General features: G+C 67.3%; 13 protein-coding genes. 9 read left to right on the plus strand and 4 right to left on the minus strand.

From position 1 onward, the window contains the following. Positions 1-4: 4 nt before the first annotated feature. The 4 genes from F793_RS0100970 to F793_RS0100985 form a co-directional block, all read right to left on the minus strand. Complete coding sequence (locus F793_RS0100970) at positions 5-907, minus strand: ThiF family adenylyltransferase (RefSeq protein WP_018881924.1); 903 nt, start codon at positions 905-907, stop codon at positions 5-7. Next, positions 904-1,779 (minus strand): PEP-CTERM/exosortase system-associated acyltransferase, encoded by an 876-nt coding sequence (locus tag F793_RS0100975; RefSeq protein ID WP_018881923.1) that lies wholly within the window; start codon positions 1,777-1,779, stop codon positions 904-906. The genes F793_RS0100970 and F793_RS0100975 overlap by 4 nt, the downstream gene beginning before the upstream one ends. Before the next feature lie 2 nt (positions 1,780-1,781). Then, positions 1,782-2,498 (minus strand): acyl-homoserine-lactone synthase, encoded by a 717-nt coding sequence (locus tag F793_RS0100980; RefSeq protein ID WP_018881922.1) that lies wholly within the window; start codon positions 2,496-2,498, stop codon positions 1,782-1,784. 133 nt (positions 2,499-2,631) lie between these two features. Continuing rightward, on the minus strand, positions 2,632-3,204 hold the full coding sequence (locus F793_RS0100985) for a PilZ domain-containing protein (RefSeq protein WP_018881921.1): 573 nt from the start codon (positions 3,202-3,204) through the stop codon (positions 2,632-2,634). 363 nt (positions 3,205-3,567) lie between these two features. Between F793_RS0100985 and F793_RS0100990 the strand changes: the two genes are divergently transcribed. From F793_RS0100990 to xrtA, 9 genes are all read left to right on the plus strand, one after another. Further along, entirely contained in the window at positions 3,568-5,112 is a 1,545-nt protein-coding gene (locus F793_RS0100990) for an XrtA system polysaccharide chain length determinant (protein WP_018881001.1), read from the plus strand. Positions 5,113-5,227: 115 nt separating this feature from the next. Next, positions 5,228-6,124 carry an XrtA-associated tyrosine autokinase gene (locus F793_RS0100995; protein WP_018881002.1) on the plus strand — a complete coding sequence of 299 codons (897 nt, stop codon included), beginning with the start codon at positions 5,228-5,230 and terminating at the stop codon, positions 6,122-6,124. Between the two features lie 16 nt (positions 6,125-6,140). Then, positions 6,141-7,619 (plus strand): TIGR03016 family PEP-CTERM system-associated outer membrane protein, encoded by a 1,479-nt coding sequence (locus tag F793_RS0101000; RefSeq protein ID WP_018881920.1) that lies wholly within the window; start codon positions 6,141-6,143, stop codon positions 7,617-7,619. A gap of 3 nt (positions 7,620-7,622) precedes the next feature. After that, a complete protein-coding gene (locus F793_RS0101005; RefSeq protein WP_018881919.1) occupies positions 7,623-8,729 on the plus strand; it encodes an XrtA/PEP-CTERM system-associated ATPase in 1,107 nt (368 codons plus the stop codon). 15 nt (positions 8,730-8,744) lie between these two features. Further along, positions 8,745-9,650 (plus strand): XrtA system polysaccharide deacetylase, encoded by a 906-nt coding sequence (locus tag F793_RS0101010; RefSeq protein WP_018866607.1) that lies wholly within the window; start codon positions 8,745-8,747, stop codon positions 9,648-9,650. Between the two features lie 31 nt (positions 9,651-9,681). Continuing rightward, on the plus strand, positions 9,682-10,707 hold the full coding sequence (locus tag F793_RS0101015) for a FemAB family XrtA/PEP-CTERM system-associated protein (RefSeq protein ID WP_018881005.1): 1,026 nt from the start codon (positions 9,682-9,684) through the stop codon (positions 10,705-10,707). Positions 10,708-11,046: 339 nt separating this feature from the next. After that, on the plus strand, positions 11,047-11,418 hold the full coding sequence (locus F793_RS0101020) for a GxxExxY protein (protein WP_018881918.1): 372 nt from the start codon (positions 11,047-11,049) through the stop codon (positions 11,416-11,418). Between the two features lie 50 nt (positions 11,419-11,468). Then, complete coding sequence (locus tag F793_RS0101025) at positions 11,469-12,719, plus strand: TIGR03087 family PEP-CTERM/XrtA system glycosyltransferase (RefSeq protein ID WP_018881917.1); 1,251 nt, start codon at positions 11,469-11,471, stop codon at positions 12,717-12,719. Further along, complete coding sequence (gene xrtA, locus F793_RS0101030; protein WP_018881916.1) at positions 12,709-14,268, plus strand: exosortase A; 1,560 nt, start codon at positions 12,709-12,711, stop codon at positions 14,266-14,268. The genes F793_RS0101025 and xrtA overlap by 11 nt, the downstream gene beginning before the upstream one ends. Positions 14,269-14,274: the final 6 nt, after the last annotated feature.

The following is a 14,274-nucleotide window of genomic DNA, read 5'->3' on the forward strand; positions in this document are numbered from 1 at the left end:
GGCGTCATTGTACCTCCGGGTTCGCGGCCCGCTGGTGCGCGCGCTGGGCGCGCAGTCGCCGGCGGGCGATCCGGATCAGCAGGCGGTGGAGCGGGTTGCGATTGCCCCCGGGGCGCCAGGTGCGGGCGAGGCGCTGGCGGTAGGCGTCGAAGTGCACGCCCCGCGGGGCCCAGGTCAGCGTACCGCGCCCCAGCAGCAGTTTGAGCACCTCGGTGCCCATCACCCCGGCGCACAGGTCGCAGGCCATCGGCGTGGAGGGGCCGCGGCGTGCCGCCAGGTCGACGGCTGTCGGGTCGGCCAGGTAGCCCATCTGCAGCATCGCGGGCGCCAGGCCGATCATGAAGCGCAGGGCCAGTTCCTCGTCGTCCAGGTCGTCGTGCAGGTCGAAGTAGGCGTCGAAGCTCATCCCGTCGGGGCGGAAGTTCAGCAGGGCGGCCCCCATGCCGAGCGGGGCCACCGTGACGGCGGGGATGCCGCGCTCGGCACAGGCCCGGAAGACCTGGCGCCGGATGTTGAAGGCGAAGAAGTCGAGGCCGTCCACGTAGACATCCACGCCGTCGAGGAAGGCCGCCAGGTTGTCCGCGTGGACGCCCTGCGCAAAGGCGTCGATCTCGAGTTCCGGGTTGATGTCCCGGGCCATCTCCTCCAGCACCTCGACCTTGGGTCGGTCCAGCCGCGACAGGGCCGCGCCGACCTGGCGGTTCATGTTGTGCAGCTCGAAGATGTCGGGGTCGGCGATGCGGAAATGGCCGATCCCGAGGCGCACCAGGGTCAGCAGGTGGGCGCCGCCGACCCCGCCAAGACCGGCGATCGCGATGCGGGCGCCGCGCAGCCGCTGCAGTTCGGCCGGCGTCACCCAGCCAACCGTTCGGGCGAAGGCCGTCTGGTAGTCGAACCCGGAACTCAATGTGCCAACCCGTTGAGTCCCGGTTGCGAGCGTGCCGGTAGCGGCAGGCGTGTCCGGCCGGTCGGGCGGACGACAGGGCACCCGGGCGCGCCCGGGAAGCGGAGCATCTGCGCGGATGTCACGGCCGGGGGGACACGCGGGGCGCGCAGCAAGGTCGACTCCACGTGCCGGCACAGCTCGCTCAGGGCGCTCGATCGCTGGATGCTTTCGTGTGCCTCGCCGGAGTCGATGTAGAACGCCGCGCGCTTGCCGTGATAGTGCACGACCTCGCCGATCTGGGTGAACTCCAGCCCGGTATGCCGCAGGATGCGAGCAAGCGCCGGCTCCATCATCGCGAAGGCATGCTGCTTGCGGTAGTGCACGCAGAGCAGGGTTGCGGCCACGAACAGGCTGACCGCGAGGATCGGGAACACGCGGATCTGGTCGGGCGAGAGTTTCAGGGCCTCGATGTCCCCGATGGGGGTGGCGGCCTCGCCGTTACGGCGGCGGAACATGCTGTGCACGGCGAGCCGGGACACCTCGCAGACGTTGTCGCGCTCCAGCCGGTCCGGGCGCCAGGGGGTGTCGAAAAAGCTGTCGTGGCAATGGCGCTCCATGGGCAGCTGTCCGATCGGGTCCCGGGTGTCGACATGCACTACGCGCACACAGCCGGCGGCCATCCCGCTGGGCTTGTGCTCCAGCAGGCAGTGCCAGGCCTGGGCGTCGTACGCGTCGACCTCCTTGTGGCCCGGGCAATCCTCCTCCCGCTCGAAGCCGAACTCCTTGCAGTACACCTGGTAGCGAAGATGCTGGATGTCCTCCAGGTGTTCCCCGGTGCGCTGGGAGAGGTCGAAGTACCGCTTGAACCCGCTGACGATCGAGTCGCTTTCCACGACTAGTTTCCTCCTGCTGCAAGCCCCGCCACGTCCGGTGGCGGCCCCCACGCGGCGGGCACCTCCGTCGGATGCGGCGCCCCGCCCGTGGCGGGCTCTTCCCACGCAGTGTAGTGGGGAATCTCCGCCGCTGCCGGGAGTTGCAGGCGCTCTCGCCAGGCGCGCAGGGCCGTGCCCGCGGTCTCCGTGTGCGCGAGGCACGGGATGCGGGTACCACGATGACGGTGGGGGGCGCCGCACACCTCGATGGGCAGGCCGTGGCGTCGCAGCAGTCGCACGAGTGCCGGGCGCACCAGGAAGAACATCCGGCGGTAGCCGTGGCGCCGCGCGTACTCCTGCGAGGCCTGGCACAGGTGATAGAGCACCTCGGGCGAAGCCCCGCGCACGATCAGGCGCGACACCTCCAGCGCGGGTTCCCGGGACTGGGCTGCCACCTCGGGAAACAGCCGGCAGTTCGCCGTGGTCGGCAGGGGTTGGTTCCCCGGCAGGATCAGGCGCATGGCGCCCACCCAGCGAGCGTCCGGCGGGCGGCCTTCGTGGCTGATCAGGAAATGCTCGGCATGCTCGTCGTAGGCATCGCGCTCGATGCCTTCCGGGTGCTGTTCGGCGGGTTCGAAACCGGTTTCGCGGCAGTACACCTCGTAGCGCAGGCGGAAATGGATCCGTCGGGCGGCCTCCGAGCGTGCGAGATAGGCGCGGAACCGTCCGGCCCTATTCACGCGCAGAGCCGTATCCGGAACCGGATGCGGCGGGCGGTCGAGGGGGTGTATCCGTACTTCGGTCGGGTGTCGAGTCCGTATTCGGATAATGCATGTTTCTGCTCCCATGGTCCGAGATTGAATGCCGCACCGTTCAGTGCGCGGCATTCGCGAACTGCAGACCGACCCCGCGCGGACTGGAAAACACCACCACGCCGTCGCGCACGCTGCCCTCCGCCACCATGACCCGGATGGGCGTTCCCGGGGGCAGTCGCGGCTGGTAGCGCAGCGGCATGACGCGTGCGCCGTAGCGCGAGATGTCCACCAGCCGGCAGCGCGCCGGTCGTCCCTGCACCCACATCTCGGTGAGTCGGTTGACGATCTCGCGCGGCCAGCGCCGCCGTTCCTCAGGCATCGGGGTGGTTGCCCCGTCGTCCTGTCCCTCGCCGAACTGCCATGCCATGGCCGCGCCCCAGTGCCGTTCCTCCGACGAGCTGGCGTAGATCTGTGCCTGCGCCGGATGCGTGATCGGGGGTGACCCCAGTCGGTCGATCAAGGCCGCCACGAAGCTGGCGGAGACCTGTTCATACTCGCCGACGGTCTCCAGATCCTGGTACAGCTGGCCGTGGACCTCGTCCAGGATGCGCAGGCGTTCCTCCCAGGGTTGATCCGCGATCGCCGGGAACCAGAAGTCCGCGAGCTCCAGTGCCAACTTTTCGTGACTCATCAGCGATCCTTGAGGGTCGGTGCAGGGGCCGCTGCAGGCTTACGACTCTACCCAGTGACCCGGTAGCAAACCCTGTACCAGTTCACAGAACCGCCCGGGATTCATTCGCCTCCGTGCGATCGCCCGCGCCGTGATCTGCGCGTCAGTTCGCCGTGTGTAAACAATCCCGACATCTGTGGACAGGTGTGCGCAAACCCACTTGAATGAACCTGGGATTTCCCCAAACCCGGCGGGACCGGCACGACGGTGCCAGAGCCGGGTGGTCCCGGCGCAACGCAGGCGCGTCCGGGGGACAGGTATTCGCTGCAGATCGGCCCGCGGGCGCTCCCATGCGCCAGTGCGGTCGGCGGGAAGCTGGGCCGTATGGAAAAGATCGTTCAAGAGCTCTGGCAGCATGTGCGGGGCACCTGGCGCAAGCGCTGGTGGATCCTGCCGATCGCCTGGCTGATATCTATCGGTGGCTGGGCCTACGCCCACAACCTGCCGGATACCTACCAGGCGGATGCCCGAATCTACGTGAACACCCAGTCGGTGCTGGACCCGCTGCTGCGCGGGATGACGGTACGCCCGAACACCGAGCAGCGCCTGCGCATGATTACCCGCACCCTGCTCAGTCGCGACAACCTCGAGGAGATCGCCCGCGAGAGCGATCTCGATGTGCTGACCGGGAGCGCCAGCCTGGATGCCCAGGTGGCATTGCTGCGTTCGCGGCTGACCCTGGAGGGGGGCGAGCGCGACAACATTTACAGCGTCCGCTTCCGCCACAGCAACCCCGAGGTCGCCTACCGTGTGGTCCGCGAGACGGTCGACCTGTTTATGGCCCGCGGCATGGGCGACTCGCGCCTGGATCTCACGACCTCGCAGCAGTTTATCGAGCGCCAGCTGGAGAACTACGAACAGCAGCTGCAGGAGAAGGAGGCCGAGATCGAGCAGTTCAAGCGCGACAACGCGCGCTTCCTCAGTGGCGATGGCAACTTCTACTCGCGGCTCGAGCGCACCCGTGACCAGTTGCAGCAGGCCCGGCTGCAGCGCCGCGAGGCCGAGAGCCGGTTGCAGACACTGGAGCGGCGGGCCCGTGAAGGCCGGGCCAGTGGCCTGGGGGGCTACGAGAACTCGGAACTGGACCGGCGCATCAGCGAATTGCAGGAGAACATCGACGCGATGCGGCTGCGCTACACCGATGAACACCCGGACGTGGTGTCGTCGCGCCGCATCCTCGTCGAGCTGGAGGAGCGCCGGGAACGGGAGGCGCAGGAGTTCGCGCGCAACCCGCAGGCCATCCAGCGCCCGGGCAGCAGCAACGAGGCGCTGCAGAACGCGATCTCCGAAACCGAAAGCGAGATCGCCTCGCTGACCACCCGCATCGCCGAGTTCGAGGAGCGGGTGGCGCGGCTGGAGGGCGATGTGGACCGCGCGCCGGCGGTGGAGTCCGAGCTGACTTCCCTGACCCGCAACTACGACGTTCTGCGCAATTCCTACCGCCAGCTGCAGGACCGTCGCGAGCAGGCGGTGATGTCCGAGGCCGTGGAGAGTCAGACCGACGCGGTCGATTTCCGGGTGCTGGAGCCGCCGCGCCAGCCCACGGCGCCGGCCTCGCCGGATCGGCCCATGCTGGCCACCGCCGTCCTGCTGGTCGGCCTGGGGGCGGGCACCGGATTTGCCTTCCTGCTGTCGCAGCTGCGGCGAACCATCAGCAGCAGTCAGCAGCTGGCGGCGGTGACCGGCCGGCCGGTCCTCGGCAGTGTGTCGCGCGTGCGCACCCCGATGACCCGGCACCGGCGGCTGTCCGAGCTGGCCGTGTTTGCGGCGGCACTGGGGACCCTGGTGCTGGTCTACGCCGTGGTCATGGGGCTCTACGCGACCGGGTCCGAGTTCCTTCTGGACGAGCTCATGGGATGGCTGCGATGAGGGTGCCGGGCGGGTTCGCCGGGCACGTTTCCGGTCATCGCCGGGCGCACCGACTATCTTTCAGGGAACGGGCCGATTCGACGCAATCGGTTGCCAGCAGGGGGCAGACAGCGCGATGAGCATTATCGAGAAGGCACTGGACAAGAACCGGGCGCGACAGCCGGTCCCCGAAGCAAGGGCGGAACAGGCGCCGACCCCCGAAACCGCGACACCCGAGCCCGAACCTCAACGGGCGCCGGTATCACAGGAAGTCAGCATCGATTTTGCCTGGCTGCGCAAGCAGGGGCTCATCGTGCCCGGGGATCAACGCTCCAGCGTGGCGGAAGAGTTCCGCATGATGAAGCGCCCGCTGCTGAACAACGCCTTCGGGCGCCACGCGGCAATGCGCGTGCCCCGCGGTCGGCTGATCATGATCACCAGCGCCCTGCCTGGGGAAGGCAAGACCTTCACCAGTGTGAACCTGGCCCTGAGCATGGCGATGGAGCTGGAGCGCACGGTGCTGCTGGTGGATGCCGATGTCGCGCGCCCGGCCGTTCCCCGCACGCTAGGTTTCAAGGCCGACCTCGGGCTGATGGATGTGCTCAGCGAGCCGGATATCCAGATCCCCGATGTCCTGCTGCGCACCAACGTGGAGAACCTGACCGTTCTGCCCGCGGGCCGTCCGCACGGGCGTTCGACCGAGATCCTGGCGAGCGACGTGATGCGGGATCTGGTCGACGACCTGCACGATCGCTACGAGGACCGGATCATCCTGTTCGACTCCCCGCCCCTGCTGGCGACCAGCGAGCCGGGTGTGCTCGCGACCCACATGGGACAGGTGGTGATGGTGGTCGAGGCCGATCGCACGCCGGCCAGCACGGTGGAGCGGGCCATGCATCAACTGGATTCCTGCGGGGTCGTGCTCACCTCCCTCAACCGTGCGACGCCCGGTATCGGCATGGGGGGGCAGTACTACGGGGGCAGCTACTATGGCAGCGAGCGTGATCATGTCGCCGGCGCCCCGTCCCGATAGCCCCCGGGGCCCGGCGATGGCCCGTCGGTGGTGGCTCGGCGCGGCCGTGGTCGTGCTGGCGGTGCCCGGCAGTGCGCAGGCCGTCGACTGGACGTTCACTCCGCGGGTCACGGTATCCGCGGAGGTGACCGACAACGCCCGCCTGGCCCCGCGGGGGCAGGAGGAGGCCGACCTGATCGGCACGGTCGCGCCCGGGTTCACGCTGCGCGGCGAAGGCGCGCGCAGCGACACCCGCATCGACTACCGCATGAACTCGCGTTTCTATGCCGACGATACACGCCAGGACCGCACGACCCATTCCCTGCGCGGCCGCACGAACTGGGAGCTGGTGGACGACACCTTTTTCGTCGATGCCGGGGCCTCGCGTACCGAGCAGGCGGCCTCGATCCTCGGGCCGGTCGGGATCGGGGGCAGCACCCCGCGCGAGAACCTGCAGGAGACCACCACCTACAGCGTCTCGCCGATGCTGCGCACCCGCTACGGCAGTTTCGCCACTCAGGAGATCCGCTACACCTACGGCGAGAACCTCTACCACCGCAGCAACCGCCAGGACAGTGACTTCCACCGGGGTGAATACGTCCTCGACAGCGGGGCCGCCTTCAACCGCCCCTTCTGGCAGGTCGCCGGGTTCTACGAGAAAGAGCGCTTCGAGGATGGCCTGGAGGGCGAGTTCGGACAGGTCAGTGGGACCCTGGGCTACCGGTTCGGGCGGTCCCTGCGCCTGTTCGGCGTGGTCGGCGAAGAGTTCAACGACTATGCCACCACCCGCGAGGACGATGATGGAAGTTTCTGGCAGGTAGGGGCGGGTTGGGCCCCAACCCGGGTCACCAACATCGAGGCCCGCTACGGCGAGCGCTATTTCGGCAAGAACCGGTCGCTTTCGGTGGACCACCGCAGCCGCCGCGCCACCTATCGCCTCAGCTATAACGAGGGCATCAACTCGACCCGCCAACGGGGCGGCCGGCAGTGGGATGCCCTGGCCGATGAACTGGGTGTGTCCGTTGACGAGCTGTTCTTTCTGGCAGGGGTCTTCGGTCCGGACTTCATCGATCTGCTCCTGGCAGACTTCGGCCTGACCGATGAGGCATTCGTGGAAGGCTTCTACCTGACCCGAACCTGGCGCGCCGGCTGGAGTTACGACACCGGTCGCAGTGTGTTCGGCGTCAACCTGATCCAGACCGAGCGCGAATCCGAGACTCAGACCAACGTCGGCCTGTTCGAGGACAACCGCACCCAGCGCGGGGCCAGCGCGTTCTGGCAATGGCGCTACGGTCCGCGCACGACGACCCTGCTGACCACCGGCATCAGCCGGACCGACTTCACCGACAGCGATCGCGAGGATGACCTCTGGTTCCTGCGCGCCAGCGTCAGTCGTCAGCTGACGCCGGATACCAGCGCCAGCCTGGCCTACCGGCACCAGCGCCGGGATTCGAACGCCGCGGCCAACGAGTACCGCGAGAACGCGATCATCGGCACGCTGACACGGGAGTTCTGAGGCATGTACGAGGAATTCTATGGTTTCACCGGCCGGCCCTTCGCGCTGAGCCCCGATCCGCGGTTCTTCTACGCGAGCAAGGGCCACAGCCGGGCGATGGCCTATCTCGAATACGGCGTGCAGCTGGAGGAAGGCTTCATCGTCATCACCGGCGAGGTCGGGGCCGGCAAGACCACCCTGGTGCGCAGCCTGTTCGAGACCCTGAGCGACAAGCCCCTGGTGGCGGCCCAGCTGGTGAGTACACAGCTGGACGCCGAGGACCTGCTGCGCTCGGTCTGCCTCGCCTTTGGGCTGGAGGATGCCCCGAATCACAAGGCCGGGCAGCTGCGCCGCCTGGAGTCCTTCCTGCACGACACGCGGGCCCGGGGCCAGCGCGCGCTGCTGGTGGTCGACGAGGCACAGAACCTGGGCCCCGACGCCGTGGAAGAACTGCGCATGCTGTCCAACTTCCAGGGCGAGGACGGCCCCCTGCTGCAGAGCTTTCTGCTCGGTCAGCCGGAGTTCCGGCGCCTGCTGCGCAGCGAGAACATGCAGCAGCTGCGCCAGCGGGTGATCGCGACCTACCACCTCGGCCCGATGGACGAGGACGATACGCGCGCCTATGTGCAACACCGGCTCGCCCGGGTCGGGTGGAACGGCCGGCCGCATTTCGACGCCGACATCTGGCCGCGCATCCACGACTACACCGGCGGCATCCCGCGCAAGGTGAACACCTTCTGCGACCGCCTGCTGCTGATGGGGTATCTGGAGGAATGTGCCGATCTGGATGCGGCGCGGGCGCAGCAGGTGATCGACGAGATCGAGGAGGACCTGGAGGGCGTGCTGCTGGACGAGACGCCACCCGCCGCCGGTTCATCGGGGCCGCGCCGGGAGGCGCACGCGGGCACGGACGACCAGGGCGACCAGGGCGACCCGGATCAGGCCGTCGCCAGCCAGGTCTCCATGCTGCGCATCGAACAGGATCTCGAGGCGCTGGAAGAGCGCCTGCACCGGATCGAGCGCAACCTCCTGGTCAACTTCCGCGTGACCCAGGAGGTGCTCAAAATCGTGCGCGACGAGGGCTACGAGCCGGAGTCCTTGTCCCCGGTTCCCAGCGCCGTACGGTCGTAGGGGCGGAGCCTCGTCATGCAGCCGAAAAACGCCCATCGGCCCAATGCTCTGACCGTCGATGTCGAAGACTACTTCCAGGTCTCCGCGCTGGCGCCGCAGATCCCGCGCGACTCCTGGGATTGTCGTGAGTGCCGTATTGAGCGGAACCTCGATCGCATCCTCGACCTGTTCGAGCGCCGTGGGGCGCACGCCACCTTCTTTACCCTGGGCTGGATTGCCGAACGTTACCCTCAGGCCATCCGGCGTATCGTCGAGGCCGGGCACGAACTCGCCAGCCATGGCTATGGCCACCAGCGGGTAACCGACCTCAGTCCCGAAGCCTTCCGCGCTGACGTTACCCGCGCGCGCGGGATACTGGAGGATCTTTCCGGTTCCCCCATCCGGGGCTATCGCGCGCCGAGCTTTTCCATTGGGGAGGGCAACCTGTGGGCGCTCAGAATTCTGGACGAGACAGGGCATGACTACAGCTCGAGCATTTATCCGGTTCGCCACGACCACTACGGCATGCCGGACGCCCCGCGCGAGCCCCATCGCCCGTTGGAAGGCGGTATCCTGGAACTGCCGCCCGCCACCCTGCGCATGGGCGGCCGAAATCTGCCGGCGGCCGGCGGCGGTTACTTTCGTCTCCTGCCCTACGCCATCTCGCGGCGCGCCCTGCGTCGGATCGAGCAGGTGGATGCGATGCCCGCGGTGTTCTATTTCCACCCCTGGGAGATCGACCCCGGCCAGCCGCGTATTCCCGGCATTACCGCCAAGACGCGTTTCCGGCACTACGTGAATCTGCACCGTATGGAGGCGCGTCTGGATCGCCTGCTGCAGGACTTCACCTGGGATCGAATGGATCGCGTATTCGCTGTCCCCCTCGATTTGCAGGCCCCCGCCCTGACGTCCTCGGAGGGCGCCCGTGTATCAGTCGCCTGAAGACCAGGAACGGATGGCGGCTACGCTGCCCATGCAAGTGTGCACACTCGACGCGACCGGGCATGGGCGCTGGGATGCCTTCGTCGATGGCTGCCCGCAGGCCACGTTCTTCCACCGCGCCGGCTGGGCAACGGTCATGCAGCGCGCCTTCGGGCATCCCGTCTGGTTTTTCTACGCGGAACAGAACGGGGTTATCCAGGGCGTGCTGCCGCTGGTGCGGGTGCGCTCGCGCCTGTTTGGCGATGCCCTGGCCTCGATCCCGTTCGGCGTTTACGGCGGCATTGCCGCGCAGACGCCCACGGCCTTCGAGGCCCTGGATCGGCGTGCCCGGGCGCTTGCCGAAGAGCTAGGGGTGGATTATCTCGAATACCGTCACCTGGAACCGCAGCACCCGGACTGGCCAACCAAGGACGATCTCTATTTCACCTTCCGCAAGGTCATGGAGCCGGAGGTCGAGGCCAACATGAATGCGATCCCCCGCAAGCAGCGCCGCATGGTGCGCAAGGGGATCAAGGCCGGGCTGACCAGTGAATTCGAGTCCGATATCGAGCGCTTCTACCCGATTTTCGCGGCCAATGTGCGCCGCATGGGGACGCCGGTCTTCAGTCGTCGCTACTTCGAGACTCTGCTCGACGTGTTCGGCGACGAATGCCGGGTGCTCACGGCGCTGCACGACGGTGATCCGGTCGCCAGCGTCGTGACCTTTTTCTTCCGCGAAGAGGTGCTGCCGTACTACGGCGCAGGTACGCCCGAGGCGCGCCAGGTCGCGGGCTATGACTTTCTCTACTGGGAGCTGATGCGCCACGCCTGCGAGGACGGTTACCGCATCTACGACTTCGGTCGCAGCAAGCGCGATACCGGCTCGTTCAGTTTCAAGAAGAACTGGGGCTTCGAGCCGCAGCCGCTGTACTACGAGTATCACCTGGTGCGAGCGCGCGAGATGCCCGACGTAAACCCGCTCAACCCCAAGTACCGCTATTTCATCAAGGCCTGGCAGCGCCTGCCACAGCCCGTCGCCAACTGGCTCGGCCCCAAACTCTCCCGCTCCCTCGGTTGAAGGGCCTTCCCGCCACCGAGGCCACAGCCAACACCGAGCAGGTCAAGGTCAAGGGCGGATTCACCACGAAGAACACGAAGACACGAAGGCATGCCAGGGCAAGTTCAAATGCAGAGCAGGCCTTGCCACGGGGTACACGGAGAGGGGGGTGATTGCAAGAGCGGGGTCAAGGGCGGATTTACCACGAAGAACACGAAGACACGAAGGCATGCCAAGGCAAGTTCAAATGCAGAGCAGGGCTTGCCACCGGGGCCATGGGGCACACGGAGAGCGGCGACTGCAAGAGCGGGTTGACCGCGAAGGCACGAAGGGAAACCAGAAAGTGATTATGGGGGAGAAATGGAATTCGACCCGCTATCGAAGAAGGCCATTGGAGTGGCGATCGAGGTACATCGCGAGCTTGGGCCGGGGCTCTTGGAGTCGGTTTACGAGAAATGCCTGGTGCACGAAATGCTGGAATCCGGCCTGTACTGCGTGTCCCAGGTTCCGATCCCGGTCACGTACAAAGGGCGGGAGCTGGATTGTGGCTACCGTATCGACATCCTGGTCGAGGACAGACTGATGCTGGAGCTGAAAAGTGTGGACGCCCTGCAAAGGATTCACGAGGCCCAAACCCTCACATACATGAAGCTCGCGAATGTTCCGCAAGCGCTGTTGATCAACTTCAACAATGTGCGCCTGAAAGACGGTCTCAAACGACTAGTCCTTTGAAGTGAAGGCCCTTCTTCGTGCCTTCGTGACCTTCGTGGTGAATACGCCCTATGGATGATCTTCTTTATCTGGTGCATCGGATTCCGTGGCCGCCGAACAAGGGCGACAAGATTCGTTCGCACCACATCCTGCGCTATCTGGCGCAGCACTATCGTGTGCACCTGGGTACGTTCATCGATGACCCGGCGGATGCGGCGTATCTGCCCGAGCTCAAGCGTATCTGCACGACGGTCTGTGCCCGTCCGCTGCCGCGCCGGCGGGCCCAGTTGCGCGCGCTGACCGGCTTCCTGAGCGGCGAGCCGCTGACCGTGCCCTGGTATCGCGACCGCGAACTGGCACGTTGGGTTAGGACCACGCTGATCCGCCAGCCGGTCGCCTGTGCCGTGGCCTTTTCCTCGGCGATGGCCCAGTACCTGCCGGAAGGGGGCGGGCGAACCCGGGTGGTCGACTTCGTGGACGTCGATTCCGACAAGTGGACGCAGTACGCACCGACGCGGCGCTGGCCCATGAGCGCGGTGTATCGGCGCGAGGGCCGTCGGCTGCTGGACTACGAGCGCCGGGTCGCGCAGGCCAGCGATGCCAGTCTGTTCGTGTCGCCGGCCGAAGCAGACAGCTTCCGCCAGCGCGCCCCGGAGGCGGCGGACCGGGTGCATGCGCTGAACAATGGCGTTGATGCCGCCTTCTTTGCGCCCGAGGCGGTGGCGGGTTCCAACCCCTATGCCGACGGCGCCCGCACCATCGTATTTTCGGGCGCGATGGATTACTGGCCCAACGTCGATGCGGTGGTGTGGTTCGCCGATCAAGTCCTGCCCGGCTTGCGTGCGGAACACCCGGGTGTGGAGTTCTGCATCGTCGGCAGCCGGCCGGCGCCGGAGGTGGCGGCCCTGGCGGCCCGGCCCGGCGTGACGGTGACCGGCTTCGTGGACGACGTGCGTCCCTGGATCGCGCACGCCACGCTCGCGGTCGCGCCGCTGCGCATCGCGCGTGGCGTGCAGAACAAGGTCCTGGAGGCGATGGCGCTGGGGCGTCCGGTCGTGGCCAGCCCGCAGGCCCTGGAGGGGCTGACCGCGACCCCCGGGCACGAGGTCGTCGCGGCGGACGCCGAGCCGCGCGCGTTCCTGGAGGCCGTCTCCGGGTACCTGCGCGCCCCGGACCCGGCGCTGGGGCAGGCGGCCCGCGCCCGGGTGCTGGCGGACTACGACTGGGCGCGCAATCTCGCGCACCTGGGCGAGATCCTGCGGCGTCGCCCGGGCCGCGTGTCGGGTACGGTGTCGATCGAGGAGGCCGCACATGGTCGCTGACGCGCTGAATTCCCGAACACGCGCCCGCGGTTCCTCCTGGTGGTTTGCCGCGCCGGTCCTGGTGCTGGGCCTGGTCGTGCTGGGGTGGATGTTCTACCCGACGTTCGCCTCCATCGTTACGATCTGGAACCGCTCGGACACCTTTGCGCACGGGTTCCTGATCGTCCCCATCGTCCTGTTCCTGCTGTTTCTCAAGCGTCAGGAGGTGCTTGCGCTGGAGCCGCGCCCATCCTGGTGGGCGTTGTTGCCCCTGGTGGGGCTGTCCCTCGTCTGGGTGGCGGGGGAGTTGGTGGATGTGGTGTCGGTGCGCCAGTTCGCGGCCGTGCTGATGATTCCCGCGCTGTTCTGGCTGGTGCTGGGCAACGCGATCACCTGGCGCCTGCAGTTCCCCCTGGCGTATCTGCTGTTCGCGGTCCCGTTCGGCGAGTTCCTGGTGCCGCCGATGATGGATCTGACCGCGGATTTCACGGTGACCGCCGTGCAGCTGACCGGGATCCCGGTCTATCGCGACGGGCTGTATTTCGATCTGCCCACCGGCCGCTGGTCGGTGATCGAGGCCTGCAGTGGCGTGCGCTACCTGATCGCGTCGGTCGCGCTGGGCACGCTGTATGCCTATCTCATGTACCGCAGTCCCTGGCGGCGGATCGTGTTTGTCGGCGTGTCGATCGTGGTCCCGATCGTTGCCAACGGCCTGCGCGCCTACATGATCGTGATGATCGGCCACCTGAGCGACATGGAGCATGCGGCCGGGGTGGATCACCTGATCTATGGCTGGATCTTCTTCGGCGTGGTCATCGCGCTGATGTTCGCGATCGGTGCGTTGTGGCGCGAGGACATGGAGCCGTTGCCGACCCCGACGGTGCCTCCCGCGCAACCCGGGCGCTCCGCGCAGGCGGGTTCGTTCGTTGCCGCCGCGGTGCTGACGGTCGTCCTGGCCAGTGCGGCGCCGCTGTATGCCGAGTGGATGAACCAGCGTGATCTCGGCCCCGTGGCGGGCCTGGGTACGGGCCCGCTGGCACCAGTAGGCTGGCAGGTCCTGGAGGAACAGGATGCCGCCTGGGAGCCGGGGTATCGTGGCGCCCGCGACGGTCGCGGCGGCCTGGTGACGGCCGCCGACGGCGGCGAGCCGGTGGGTATGCATGTGCTGTTCTACCGCGAGCAGTACCGGCACGGGAACATGGTGGGCTGGAGCAATACCCTGGCCGGGCGCGATCGGGCGCTGGAATGGTCGCAGTCGCGTCGCGGCCGGGCCATGCTGGAGGGATACCCCAACCCGGAACGCTTCCTGCTGAACGGCCCCGGGCAGCGGTTCCTGGTGTGGCGCTGGTACTGGGTGGATGGCCGCCTGACTACCCGGCCGCATGAGGTCAAGGCGCGGGAGGCGCTGAATCGGTTGCTTGGTGGCCGGGACGATGCCGCGCTGGTGGTGCTGTATGCGCCGCTTGAGTTCGACAACGGCACCGATGCGGCGGAGGCGGCATTGCGGACCTACGCCGCGGATGCCCTGCCCGAGCTGCTCGAACAGCTCGACCACGTCGCGCGGCAGTGACGGGCG

This window comes from Thioalkalivibrio sp. ALE22 (genome assembly GCF_000381445.1).
Classification (GTDB): Bacteria; Pseudomonadota; Gammaproteobacteria; order Ectothiorhodospirales; family Ectothiorhodospiraceae; genus Thioalkalivibrio.

What these genes read in the sequence shown, in the direction of transcription:
- F793_RS0100985 (WP_018881921.1), bottom strand. Translation starts at nt 3,204, where the DNA reads ATGAGTCACGAAAAGTTGGCACTGGAGCTCGCGGACTTCTGGTTCCCG.
- F793_RS0100990 (WP_018881001.1), top strand. Translation starts at nt 3,568, where the DNA reads ATGGAAAAGATCGTTCAAGAGCTCTGGCAGCATGTGCGGGGCACCTGG.
- F793_RS0100995 (WP_018881002.1), top strand. Translation starts at nt 5,228, where the DNA reads ATGAGCATTATCGAGAAGGCACTGGACAAGAACCGGGCGCGACAGCCG.
- F793_RS0101000 (WP_018881920.1), top strand. Translation starts at nt 6,141, where the DNA reads ATGGCCCGTCGGTGGTGGCTCGGCGCGGCCGTGGTCGTGCTGGCGGTG.
- F793_RS0101005 (WP_018881919.1), top strand. Translation starts at nt 7,623, where the DNA reads ATGTACGAGGAATTCTATGGTTTCACCGGCCGGCCCTTCGCGCTGAGC.
- F793_RS0101010 (WP_018866607.1), top strand. Translation starts at nt 8,745, where the DNA reads ATGCAGCCGAAAAACGCCCATCGGCCCAATGCTCTGACCGTCGATGTC.
- F793_RS0101015 (WP_018881005.1), top strand. Translation starts at nt 9,682, where the DNA reads ATGCAAGTGTGCACACTCGACGCGACCGGGCATGGGCGCTGGGATGCC.
- F793_RS0101020 (WP_018881918.1), top strand. Translation starts at nt 11,047, where the DNA reads ATGGAATTCGACCCGCTATCGAAGAAGGCCATTGGAGTGGCGATCGAG.
- F793_RS0101025 (WP_018881917.1), top strand. Translation starts at nt 11,469, where the DNA reads ATGGATGATCTTCTTTATCTGGTGCATCGGATTCCGTGGCCGCCGAAC.
- xrtA (WP_018881916.1), top strand. Translation starts at nt 12,709, where the DNA reads ATGGTCGCTGACGCGCTGAATTCCCGAACACGCGCCCGCGGTTCCTCC.